Raw genomic sequence first — 12,155 nt, forward strand, 5'->3', positions numbered from 1 at the left:
ATTCAACAAGAAAGATGGAATCTACACCTATGCAGCAAACCAGCACACCCAACACACCTTCACAACACGATGATGAAATTGATTTGATGGAATTGTTCGCCAAACTGATGGCGCGCAAATACGTGATCATCTTTGTGGTATTGGGCTTTGCGATATTGGGTATTTTGTATGCCAAACTGCAGCCTTCCATTTACCGCGCTGAGGCGATGCTGCAAGTGGAATCCAAGCAAGGTGGGTTGCCAGGGCTAAGTGAACTCGATAATTTGTTCGTGACCGAAAGCGAGGCCAGTACAGAGGTAGAGATCATCAAATCGAAAATGGTCATCGGTGAAGTGGTTGACCGATTGCAATTGGATATTGTGGTCACGCCAAAGATTGTCCCGTTTTTCTCTGATCAATACTACAACTCCATGCGTGGAGAGGGGAATCTAGCCCCGGTCATCCTCGAAGGTTATGTGGCTGGGGGAGAGTCTGTTAAGGTGACTCAGTTCGACGTGCCCCGTGGATACTTGGATGTGGACTTTACGTTAAAACGCCTGGGGGAGGAGCGTTATCAATTGATATTGGGCGACCAGGTCGTTTTAACCGGTACCATTGGTCAATTAGCGCAGCAAAATGGCATCACAGTATTTGTGCAGCAGTTTGAAGCCCATCCTAATACGGAATTTGGTTTGACACGTGTCACGCGTCTCAAAATGATTAACGCCATCACGCAAAACTTGCAAGTCTCTGAAAAAGGCAAACAATCGGGTATTTTGACTTTGGCTTATGAAAGCAAAGACGCTGGGTTCGCTGAAACTGTCCTACAAGCGATTGCTGAAACTTATGTCCGCAAAAACGTCAACAGGAACGCAGCGGAAGCCAGTAAAAGCTTGGAGTTCTTAGAATATCGTCTGCCTGAAATTGAAGCGGAATTGACAGCCGCCGAAACGCGTTTGAACGATTATCAGGTCAGTGCCGAGTCGGTCAATATTCTGTCTGAGACCGAAGCGTTGTTGACGCAAATGGTCGCCATAGAAGAGAAAATCTCAGAGCTGCAATTACAAGAGATTGAAATTCAGCGTCGCTTTACGCCCACTCATCCAAATTATATTGCCTACGTTTCCCAGATGGCCGAGTTGCAAGCTCGCAAAGCCAGCTTCAACCAACAAATCCGAAAGTTGCCCAAAACCCAACAAGAGTTGTTGCGGTTACGTCGTGATGTAGAAGTCAACACGCAGATTTACACACAGTTGCTTAACTCCATCCAAGAGCTCAATATTTTAAAAGCCGGTACCATCGGTAATGTACGCATCATTGACGAGGCTATGGCGAATTTTTATCAGCCAGTCAAGCCCAAGCGTGCTCTGATTGTGGTCTTAGCGGCCATGTTGGGCGGCATGTTGGCCGTGGTATACGTGTTGGTCCGTGCGTTCATCAAGCGCGGGGTTGAAAACCCGCAAGACATTGAGAATTTGGGCTTGCCAGTGCTCGCAGCAGTACCATACTCGCCATTTCAAGACGAGTTGATGACCAAAAAACTGTTTTTGAAAAACAAAGCCAAAGACGATTCGCGGGCCAATTTGTTGGCCATTGAAAAACCCACAGATATTGCGGTTGAGTCGATTCGTTCGGTGCGCACCGCGTTGCATTTTGCCATGGTAGAGGCGGCCAACAACCGCATCATGGTGACGGGCCCTAGCCCGGGTATTGGTAAATCGTTTATCTCAGTGAACTTAGCGGTGACCTTAGCGGAAGCAGGCAAGCGCGTGGTGGTGATTGATGCCGATATGCGTAAAGGGACCATTTATCGTTACTTTAACCTTGAAAAGACCAACGGGTTGTCCGATTACCTGGTAGGGGATGTGGACTACGATACCATTCAGAGCCCATCAGGGGTTGAGAATTTGACGGTGATTGGGTCAGGGACCTTCCCACCGAACCCTTCCGAGTTATTGATGTCGCAACGTTTCCAGGCTTTCTTAGATAAGGTGTCTGAAGATTATGACTTGGTACTGATTGATTCACCACCCATCATGGCGGTGACCGACGCCACCATCATTGGTCAATTGACCGGCACCAATTTGGTTGTGTGTCGTTATGGGGTGAACCCCATTAAAGAGATCGAAGTGACCGCCACGCGCTTAGACCGCGCAGGCATTCCCATTAATGGGGTGGTCTTTAACGCCATGCAACAAGCCAAAGGCAAGTATGGTTATGGTTATGGTTATGGTTATGGTTATGGTTATGGTTATTATACGTACGATTATGATAATGACCAAGCGTCTGGGCGCAAGAAACGTTCACGCAAAGACAAGAAAGCCTAATATTCATTGCCTATTCAAGGCAAAAAATTAAGAAATCTAAGAAAATTTCTTATTGTGTTCATGTAATGAACTTGCTAATGTTCGCAGTATGAACATATAAATTATTTTGATAAGGGATCTCAAAATATCGTCATAGCAGTATTGTGACATAGTTGCTTGGATGCACTCGCCTTCCACAAGTTCTATCGCTTCAATAATATTGCTTGATTCCCTTATCTACTCAAGGTATATGGCAACATATTCCTTGCGGTAGCCTGCCTGGCACAAAATTTTTAACTTATTTGACCCAATACTGACTATGTCCTCAAACCAACGCGAAACGGTACGCTTACGTGTGTTACAAGCTATTGAAGCGCATCCAACGGCGTCTCAACGTGAATTAGCGAGCCTACTGGGTGTGAGTTTGGGCAGCGTGAACTTCTGTGTCAAAGCTTTGGTGGATAAAGGGTTAGTTAAAGTCGATAATTTTGTCCGCTCGGACAATAAGCGTGGTTACACATATTTTTTGACCCCAAAAGGCGTGGCTGAGAAGGGTGAAATCACAGCACAATTTTTAAAGCAAAAGATGCAAGAATATGAGCTACTGAAAGCAGAGATAAAGGCGCTAAAGCAGACATTGCACGTGGATTAAACGTCAAATATCCACCCACGCTCTTAAATACAATATGACTGTGGACGTAGCTTTCCAGCCGCCTTTGAGCATGATCTTTTCGATGGGTGTGCCTGATTCCAGTAAATCTAATGCGCCACCCACACGAAACGAATGACTACTAAAGGACTTACCTTTAATACGAGCTTGATACTGGATGTCACGTAATATTGGATTGATGCTAGGACTGTGTAAGGGTTTATCCGGTATCGTGTTCCCTCGAGTTACCGGTCTCAAGATTGGGCCACTGCATAGCTTGTATTTATCTTGCCAGCGTTGGATATATGGGCAGATGCTACCTGGAAGACCAATCCAGTGTCCGACGCCAGCTTGGTCGGTTTTGGAACGACGCAGTAAAATCGCCAGTTTACCATTTGAATGATAACGTATGTCTTCAAACTGCAAGCTGCACAATTCTGAACCGCGGCGCATTGAGTGATACCCAAGCAAGAGTAATAGGGCATTACGCAACCCCAAAGCGGTTCTGGTATTGCAGGCCTTTAACATTTTGTCTAAGTCTGCTTTTTGTAATGGGCGAGCTTGCGCCTGCAGCGAACCAAATTGACGAGTGCGTTTGCGCAAAAATAATCGAACATCTGGATCCTGTGTGACGTTTGGTTGACCAATGTATTGAAGATACATTTGGTAGCAGCTGATGCGAGAACGAATGGTGGATGTCTTGACTTCGGTACAACTATTGTTTAGATAGTCAATGAGCTGCTCTGCGCTCAATTGATTGATGTGGTAATCATTGCTGAGGCAATAGGCATTGAGATGCAGCAAATCGCGTTCGTAGGCGCGTATGGTATGTGGACTGTAAGCGCCATCCATGCGCTGGATAAATTGGTCAATGCAGTTCATGTGGTTTCGGTCGGGCTGGTGTCTAAGATAGCCTAGATGCTAGAGAATTTGGCGTCTTTTGGATACTGAACGAATGATAGGTTTTTAATTCCAAAAGACTTTTGCTCAAGTTAAGTAATTACATTATAATTACTCATAAGTTTGTACAATACAAGGGACAACCTTATGACACATCTAGTTCGAATTGGAAACTCTCACGGAATTAGAATTCCTAAACCGTTTATAGAGCAAGCTCAGCTTGATGGAAAAGAGTTAACCTTACAAATTGTAAGTGGCGGTTTATTGATAGCGCCTAAATCAACACCTAGAAATGGTTGGAAAGAACAGATAGAACAATCCCTAAGTTCTAACGAGCCAGAATCATCAGATAACGACTGGCTAGATTTACCTTTAGATTCGGATAGTGAATTAGAATGGTAAATGTTAAAAGGTTTGATGTTTGGCTTGTTGATCTCAATCCTACTAAAGGTCGTGAACTAAACAAAACCCGCCCATGTGTTGTTGTTTCGCCTGATGAAATGTCTGGATTATCCACCGTGTTAATGGCTCCTATGACAACCAAAGGATTTGAGTTCCCATGTCGTGTAGCATGTAATTTCAAGAGTAAGGATGGATTAATTCTTCTTGATCAATTAAGGGCTGTTGATAAATCTAGACTTGTAAAAAAACTCGGTTCAGTGAGTTCTAAAACTCAAAAAGAACTCTGCTCATGTCTTCAAGAAATGTTTGAGCTGTAGACGAAGAGTTTTAAAGGGTTGTTGATGGGAGTCACGAATAAATGACTGTGGCGCACATACAACACAGTAAAAATATGCAATTAAGTAAAATGATCAGGATGCCATTTTTTTCGCATCTCCGTAGTCAATTATCGCACCATCGACGATAAGGACGCGATACTGTTCATTATCGTCTTTTAAAAAATCAAGTTTATCCACAAATTTTACTTTTAAGTGGACAAAATTTTTTAATATATTAAAAATTTATGATTTATGATTTATGATTTATGATTTATGATTTATGATTTATGATTTATGATTTATGATTTATGATTTATGATTTATGATTTATGATTTATGATTTATGATTTATGATTTATGTTGATATTTTTATTTAATGATCAAGAAATATATACTTCATGCCGAAAGAATAACATTGTTTTTGTTATGTAAAATAATAATTCCGTCTCAGTTAACTAGAATAATTGAGTATGTCTTAACATTAAAACCTAAATGGAAATCCCAATGCTTAATAATAAAACAGTTTTGATCACTGGTGGAACAGGCTCATTTGGTAAGCAATTTATAAAAACAATCTTAGCAAATTACCCAGATGTAAAAGTGATTCGTATTTATTCCCGTGATGAATTAAAACAGTTTGAGTTAAAACAGCAATATATAGGCAACTCAAAACTTCGTTTTTTCATTGGTGACGTACGAGATCAAAACCGTATGATTCAAGCATGTGAAGGTGTTGATGTTATTATTCATGCTGCGGCAATTAAACAAGTAGATACTGCTGAATATAATCCTACGGAGTGTATACGGACCAATATCGATGGAGCTGAAAACGTAATTCAAGCAGCATTACAATGCAATGTTCAAGATGTGGTAGCATTATCAACTGACAAAGCATGTGCACCAATTAACTTATATGGCGCAACTAAATTAGTTTCAGATAAGCTATTTACAGCTGCAAACAACATTAAAGGCTCAAAAGATATCCGCTTCAGTGTAGTACGATATGGTAATGTTATGGGCTCACGAGGCTCTGTCATTCCTTTTTTCATGAAAAAGAAAGAAGAAGACTTACTGCCTATTACACATGAAGAAATGACTCGCTTTAATATTTCATTGCAGGATGGTGTAAACATGGTGATGTATGCACTTGAAAATCACTTAGGTGGTGAGATTTTCGTTCCTAAAATTCCTTCATACAAAATCCTAGATATCGCTGAAGCAATTGCACCAGGCGTTGAAACCAAAGTGGTTGGGATTAGACCGGGTGAAAAGCTACATGAAGAAATGATCACAGATACGGACTCACTAAATACTATTGACCTTGGTAAATACTACGCGATTTTACCTTCAGTCTCGTTTACTTACCAAGAAGCTGAATATATTGCACACCATAAAGCAGAAAAAGTACCATTTGGTTTTAAATACAATTCAGGTACCAATACTGAATGGGAAACCGTTGAGGGCTTACGAGAACTCATTAAAGAGCATGTAGACCCTAATTTTTTTGAGAGCTAAAAATGAAAGTTCTCTTTATCATTCCTGCTAGAGGTGGCAGTAAAAGAATTCCTAAAAAAAATATCAAATCTTTTTTAGGGAAGGAAATAATTAGTTACCCTATTAATGCAGCATTATCTTCGAGGTATTGCAGCAAATTAGTCGTATCAACTGATTCAGAAGAGATTATGCAAGTTGCTAATAAATATGGTGCTGAAACTCCATTTTTAAGAAGCGATAAAAACTCTGATGATTTTGCAACAACATACGATGTGATCGATGAGGTCTGTAATCGGACGACTAATATCGCAGAATTTGATTATATTTGTTGTATATATCCTACTGCTGTTTTTGTAACAGATGTGGTTTTGGATGGTGCGTTTGATTTAGTTATAAAAAATAACAGCGATGGTGCTGTATCAATTTTAGAATATAGTCATCCGATTCAGCGAGCTCTTTGCGTGGATCAATCGGGGAATCTAAGGTCTATTAATCCAGAATATTATGATGTTCGAAGCCAGGATTTAGAGCCAACTTTTCATGATGCGGGCCAATTTTACATATTTAAATTGAGTTATGCTCAGAAAGAGAAAAAGCTAATTGCCGGAAATATCACTCCGATAGTCATTCCCCCAGCACGCGCACAGGATATCGATACAATGGATGACTGGGAAATGGCAGAAATAAAATACAAACATTGCTTTTATGAATAATATTGAAAAAGTCCTAATTTTAGGTGGTTGTGGTTTGTTAGGTAAGCCTTTAACAAATTATCTGAAGGTAAATAATTTTGACGTTGTTACAGTCGCAAAAAACAGTCAAGAGGCAGATTATAATTTAGATGTCACTGATGAAGGGGCACTTTTTAGTCTTCTCATGAAAGTGTCGCCCGATTTGATCATTAACTTAGTGGCAATTACAAGTGTCGAATTTTGTGAGTACAATGTGCACGTTGCTTATAAAATGCATGTTGAACTTAATGATAATCTCAATACTTACTGTAAAAATAGCAATGCTAGGATTCTACATGTTTCTACAGACCATTTTTATGATGCCAATAATTCTACTGAAATTGAAATTTGTCCGAAAAATGTGTATGCACTGACCAAGTTGATGGGGGAAAAATCATTTAGCACAGCAAATGCGGTAATCATTCGCACAAACTTTTTTGGTAAGAGTCAAACGACTGGTCGATTAAGTTTAACCGATGTTATGTATCGACAATCAACAGAAGGTGAAAACCTTAATTTATTTGATGATGTATACTTTTCTCCATTATCGATATCTTCTTTATCTAAATATATTCTTCATATCATAAATAATTGGATTCCGGGTATTTATAATTTAGGTTCAAAAGAAGGGTTAAGCAAAAAGAATTTTGTGGTTCGATTTTTAATTAGCTGTGGTCTTAAAAATATAAATTACAAGAGTGTTTCTGTTAATGATAGTAATCTTAAGGTTGCGAGGCCAAAGGATATGAGAATGGATGTAACATTATTTGAAAATACATTTAATTGTAAACTACCATTGTTAACGAGTGAAATAGAAATTGTTGCAGGAGAATATTGTGAAAAATAAATTTAGTAGAAGTTTTAATATCGGTCAGCATTTAATTGAACGAGAAGGTGAGCCTTATTTTATTGCTGATATTGGTGCAAATCATAATGGTTCCTTGGAGAAAGCTAAAGAATTAATCTATATGGCTGCAGAAGCTGGTGCTCATGCGGCAAAATTTCAGCATTTCAAAGCCGAAACAATTGTGAGTCGTGAGGGGTTTGAGCAATTAGGCACAAGGCAAGGTCATCAGTCTGGTTGGAAAAAATCCGTATTTGAAGTTTATAAAAGTGCATCTATTAATCTAGATTGGACTGAAGCATTAGTAAGTACATGTAAAGATGCCGGCGTTGAATTTTTCACCAGTCCTTATTCTTTAGACCTTGTTGACTTTGTTGACCCTTATGTACCGGCATATAAAATAGGCTCTGGAGACATTACTTGGCCGCAAATAATCGAAAAGATGGGCTCTAAAAACAAACCACTTTTATTAGCTTGTGGCGCATCGACAATGGATGAAGTTGATGCTGCGGTTAATAAAGCCTTGAATCTTACAAGCGATATAGTTTTGATGCAGTGTAATACAAACTATACTGCATCTTTAGAAAATTTTAAATACATCAATTTAAACGTTATTAAAACGTTACGTACTATGTATCCTGATGTTGTATTGGGCTTAAGTGATCATACACCAGGTCACTCAACAGTACTTGGCGCAATCACGTTAGGTGCAAATGTTATTGAAAAACACTTCACCGATAATAATTCTAATGAAGGTCCTGATCATAAGTTTGCGATGAACCCTACATCATGGAGAGAAATGGTTGAGCGCTCTCAGGAATTAAAGTTTGCCTTAGGTGATGGGGTTAAGAAGGTTGAACATAACGAAGAAGAAACTGTTGTTGTTCAGAGAAGAAGTGTTAGGGTTAAAGAAAGCTTACCAATAGGTCACACAATTTTAGAAAGTGATTTAGAGTGTTTAAGGCCGTGTCCGAAGGATGGGATTGAACCATATAATTTGCAAAAAGTTATAGGAAAACAATTAACTTCCTCCATAGATAAAGGCGGATATTTGAAGTGGAATCAACTCAAGTAGCTATTGTAATCCCGGCATATAATGAATCGCAAACAATCAAATGCGTAATTGATGAGCTTAAAGAAGAGCTCATCGGCCATAATTTTGAAGTGATTGTAGTAAACGATTGTTCAACAGACGATACAAGTGATATCGCAACTGCAACAGGGGCAAAAGTTATAAATTTAACCCGTAATTATGGTTACTCTGGAGCGATTGAGCAAGGATTCAATTATGTAACCACTAGAGATTTTGACTATGTACTTACAATGGATGCTGATGGGCAACACCATCCGTCTTCTGTAAAAAAAATTATAGAATGTTTAGAGCAGCAGAAGCCGAAAATGGTTATTGGTGATAGAGGTGAATACGCTCGTTTAGGTGAATGGCTATATGGTAAGGTTTTTGAACGTTTATTAGGTATAAAAGACCCTTTGTGTGGTTTGAAAGCATACGCCGTAGATGCATACAGAGAAATTGGTTTTTTTGAATCCTTTGACTCCATCGGTTCAGAATTATCAGTAAGAATGCTAAATAAAGAAGCCCACTATTGCTGTTCACCTGTGATTATAAGAAACCGTAAAGGTGAGGCAAGATTTGGTAATGGCTTGAAAGTTGAGCTTAGATTAATCAAAAGTTTGTATAAATCTATCAGTTTCATAACAAAAAATTTTAAAAAGACAGAGCGACAGAATTCGATTTAAAATGATAAAAAGTCAATTTCTGAATGTCGCCGCAATTAGGTATTGAATTTATCACCATTAAAGTTAATTTTCTATTCTGCATTAGTAGACTATTTACTTAGAGAGATGAAAGAAAGGATTATCTTTGAAGAAAAACAGGCTTGTAATAAATATTTATTACAAGCCTGAACAATATGGAAAAGAGCAAGACTTTTTAGCTTTGTCATTGTTTGATGTTATTCATTTTTGTAGTGTTATTCATGCGACTGTGATAGTAAGCTATGTCGCGTCATGAAAGTCCTTTGAAAAGTTTAGCCTCAAAAGAGTTTCTAAAACTGAATTCATTAGAACTCCAATAAAATAAAAGACCATGAAAAAGTGTATAGAAATAGACGAAAGAAAAATTGGTCCCAATTATTCTTCATATATTATCGAAGAGTTATCAGCCGATCATAATGGGGATATCGAGCGAGATTTAAAAATTATGGAAGAAGCAAAGCTCGCTGGAGCAGATGCTATAAAATTGCAAACGTACACTCATGATACTATTACCATTGATTGCGATAGCGAAGATTTTCAAAGCAAAGGTGGATTATAGGATGGGCAGAAATTTTATGAGTTATACAATGGAGCTCATCTGCCATGGGAATGGCATAAGACATTGTTTGATGAGGCCGAAAAGCTTGGATTTACCATCTTTAGTACTCCATATGACCATACAGCTGTCGATTTCCTAGAAACTTTGAATGCACCTGCATATGAGATCGCGTCGTTTGAGTTGATCGACTTACCATTGATTCGAAAGGTAGCGGAAACAGGTAAGCCGATGATCATGTCAACGGGTAATGCGAATTTAGCCGAAATTGAAGAAGCGATAGCAGCAGCTAAAGCAGCAGGAGCTAAAGATATCGTGCTTCTTCATTGGACTAGTGGTTACCCAACACCTGCATCGCAGGCAAACATCTCAACTATGGCTGTAATGCGAGATGCATATGGTGTTGAAGTAGATCTTTCAGATCATACTATGGACATTGGTGTATCGGTAGCAGCAGTAGCACTAGGCGCATGTGTCATTGAAAAACACTTTACATTAGCACGTGCTGATGGTGGTCCAGTTTCGGATTTTTCACTAGAAAGAGAGGAATTAAAGTCACTAGTCACTAACTGTAATATGGCTTTTGAGTCTATAGGTAATCCAAATTTTAACAGTACAGAAGTGGAATTACAGACGAAAATACACAGACTATCACTATACATTGCCAAGGATATTAAGCAAGGTCAAATATTTACACCAGAAAATGTTCGTTCAATAAGACCAAGTAAAGGGATATTATCAAAGTATATTAATGATGTAATTGGGAAAAAAGCAAAAAATGACCTTAATTATGGAACACCATTAAAAATCAGTCATTTTGAGTAAAAAAGTATTGATTATATGTTTAGTTGTAAACTTACCTTAAAAAACAAAAGTAATAATTAGAGGTTTCTGCAACATTATAAATATTAGAGGAACGTATCAAGAAGACAAAATTAACCGAACAATAGCTGTTCATTCAACTTTATGAAAGATGCCCTGTATTCAGAGACTTGTGATTTCAAAATCAATATTGTTATAGATGTGTCATTGTCAGCAAGTTGTGTTGTAAGGATATTCGAGAATCTTGAATGCGAACTAGGGCTCCAAAATGATTCTCATGTATAATGTCTCGGAAATGACCTTTCAGCTATTCATAGATTTGTTTAAATCAAATGATGTTGAATCCGTAGACATAAGCTGGGTAAACCGAATCAAAATACGTTCATTGAGAGGTTTAATCGGTTCTATAGAACCGAAGTACTGGACCAACATTTTTTCTCAACTCTCGAGTAAATTAATGAACTGAGTAGTAGACTTGAGGTTATGTTTACGCTCTGACAACTTTAATTACCAGTTTTTAAAACACACTTGTAATCAATTACTTAGATTTTTAGGTGGTTAAAAATCTAAATCTCACTCCTAAAGAAGCTTGAATTATTCTTACGGCAAGAAAAGTGAATGATGCTAAACCTGATTGGGTTATCAACAAAGTTAAAATTGCAATTAGCGACTTATTTCAAGATAACCCAGATAAAACATCAAAAGAAGTGGTGGTAGCTTGCTATCGTCTAGCATTTGAACCTGACATTGATGATCTAAGGGAAAGTTCAGCAATAGTAATCACTCAAAAGATTGTAGAAATGTATAGCGGTTGTGTTTAGGCAGTAGAACCAAATATAGAAAATCTTCCTGAAAAATTGAAACATATTGAACTTGTAGAATTTAATATCGCAGCAAAGGTAGCTGATGTACAAGTTTTGTTGGTTGAACATCAAGAGCTTACAAAGTTTAAAGTTCCCCAATATTTAATTATAGTCACCAAGGGCGTTTGGAAATAAAAGGTTACAAACCTATACTCATGAAACTATAACTATGGTTTGTTACTCTGAAGTGTTTCAAATTCGTGGCGTTATGTGGGATAGGAAGCCCTTCTATCAGTTATATAAAGATGCTCAAATTCCATGGGAATGGAATAAACCTTTATTTCAAAAGCTCAAGAATTAGGTATTACTATCTTTAGTTCTCTTTTGATTTTACTGCGGTAGAACTTTTAGGAAAACTCGATGCTCCGGCTTAAAAGATTGCTTCCTTTAAAATGATTGACTTACCTCTTATTAAACGTGTAACTCAAACAGGTAATCCAATGATTATTTCAACGGGAATGGCGAATCAAGAAGAGATTAGTGAAGCTATTAAAACAGTAAAAAGATAATGATTGC

Annotated in this window: 12 protein-coding genes and 2 pseudogenes; 13 read left to right on the forward strand and 1 reads right to left on the reverse strand. The window is 38.2% G+C overall.

The features are described 5' to 3' along the window. The first annotated feature begins 29 nt into the window (after positions 1-29). Positions 30-2,306 carry a polysaccharide biosynthesis tyrosine autokinase gene (locus NLG07_RS07730; protein ID WP_254854897.1) on the forward strand — a complete coding sequence of 759 codons (2,277 nt, stop codon included), beginning with the start codon at positions 30-32 and terminating at the stop codon, positions 2,304-2,306. 298 nt (positions 2,307-2,604) lie between these two features. Beyond that, the gene (locus NLG07_RS07735; protein ID WP_254854898.1) at positions 2,605-2,937 is read left to right on the forward strand and encodes a MarR family EPS-associated transcriptional regulator; all 333 of its coding nucleotides are present in this window, start codon (positions 2,605-2,607) and stop codon (positions 2,935-2,937) included. Positions 2,938-2,940: 3 nt separating this feature from the next. Here the strand turns inward: NLG07_RS07735 and NLG07_RS07740 are convergent, their stop codons facing one another. Further along, positions 2,941-3,816 (reverse strand): tyrosine-type recombinase/integrase, encoded by an 876-nt coding sequence (locus NLG07_RS07740; RefSeq protein WP_254854899.1) that lies wholly within the window; start codon positions 3,814-3,816, stop codon positions 2,941-2,943. A 165-nt stretch (positions 3,817-3,981) separates the two neighbouring features. On the opposite strand from NLG07_RS07740, the gene NLG07_RS07745 reads away from it, so the two are divergent. The 11 genes and pseudogenes from NLG07_RS07745 (at position 3,982) to NLG07_RS07795 (ending at position 12,148) form a co-directional block, all read left to right on the forward strand. Beyond that, on the forward strand, positions 3,982-4,236 hold the full coding sequence (locus NLG07_RS07745; RefSeq protein WP_254854900.1) for a hypothetical protein: 255 nt from the start codon (positions 3,982-3,984) through the stop codon (positions 4,234-4,236). Next, on the forward strand, positions 4,230-4,553 hold the full coding sequence (locus NLG07_RS07750; RefSeq protein WP_254854901.1) for a type II toxin-antitoxin system PemK/MazF family toxin: 324 nt from the start codon (positions 4,230-4,232) through the stop codon (positions 4,551-4,553). Before NLG07_RS07745 ends, NLG07_RS07750 begins: the two co-directional genes overlap by 7 nt. A 504-nt stretch (positions 4,554-5,057) precedes the next feature. Then, positions 5,058-6,068 carry a UDP-N-acetylglucosamine 4,6-dehydratase (inverting) gene (pseB, locus tag NLG07_RS07755; protein WP_254854902.1) on the forward strand — a complete coding sequence of 337 codons (1,011 nt, stop codon included), beginning with the start codon at positions 5,058-5,060 and terminating at the stop codon, positions 6,066-6,068. Between the two features lie 2 nt (positions 6,069-6,070). Beyond that, positions 6,071-6,760, forward strand: coding sequence for a pseudaminic acid cytidylyltransferase (pseF, locus tag NLG07_RS07760; RefSeq protein WP_254854903.1), 690 nt, complete (start codon positions 6,071-6,073; stop codon positions 6,758-6,760). Further along, positions 6,753-7,625: a sugar nucleotide-binding protein gene (locus tag NLG07_RS07765; protein ID WP_254854904.1), complete on the forward strand. Its 873-nt coding sequence runs from the start codon at positions 6,753-6,755 to the stop codon at positions 7,623-7,625. Before pseF ends, NLG07_RS07765 begins: the two co-directional genes overlap by 8 nt. Then, complete coding sequence (locus tag NLG07_RS07770) at positions 7,615-8,697, forward strand: N-acetylneuraminate synthase family protein (protein ID WP_254854905.1); 1,083 nt, start codon at positions 7,615-7,617, stop codon at positions 8,695-8,697. The genes NLG07_RS07765 and NLG07_RS07770 overlap by 11 nt, the downstream gene beginning before the upstream one ends. Next, positions 8,679-9,380, forward strand: a complete 702-nt coding sequence (locus tag NLG07_RS07775; protein WP_254854906.1) for a glycosyltransferase family 2 protein — start codon at positions 8,679-8,681, stop codon at positions 9,378-9,380. Before NLG07_RS07770 ends, NLG07_RS07775 begins: the two co-directional genes overlap by 19 nt. Before the next feature lie 463 nt (positions 9,381-9,843). Further along, positions 9,844-10,779: pseudogene (gene pseI / locus NLG07_RS07780) on the forward strand (pseudaminic acid synthase). Positions 10,780-11,139: 360 nt separating this feature from the next. Continuing rightward, positions 11,140-11,226: pseudogene (locus NLG07_RS07785) on the forward strand (integrase core domain-containing protein); the annotation flags it as partial. A gap of 164 nt (positions 11,227-11,390) precedes the next feature. Next, on the forward strand, positions 11,391-11,597 hold the full coding sequence (locus NLG07_RS07790; RefSeq protein WP_254854907.1) for a hypothetical protein: 207 nt from the start codon (positions 11,391-11,393) through the stop codon (positions 11,595-11,597). Positions 11,598-12,031: 434 nt separating this feature from the next. Continuing rightward, entirely contained in the window at positions 12,032-12,148 is a 117-nt protein-coding gene (locus tag NLG07_RS07795; protein ID WP_254854908.1) for an N-acetylneuraminate synthase family protein, read from the forward strand. Positions 12,149-12,155 lie beyond the last annotated feature (7 nt).

This window comes from Alteromonas sp. LMIT006 (assembly GCF_024300645.1).
GTDB lineage: Bacteria > Pseudomonadota > Gammaproteobacteria > Enterobacterales > Alteromonadaceae > Opacimonas > Opacimonas immobilis.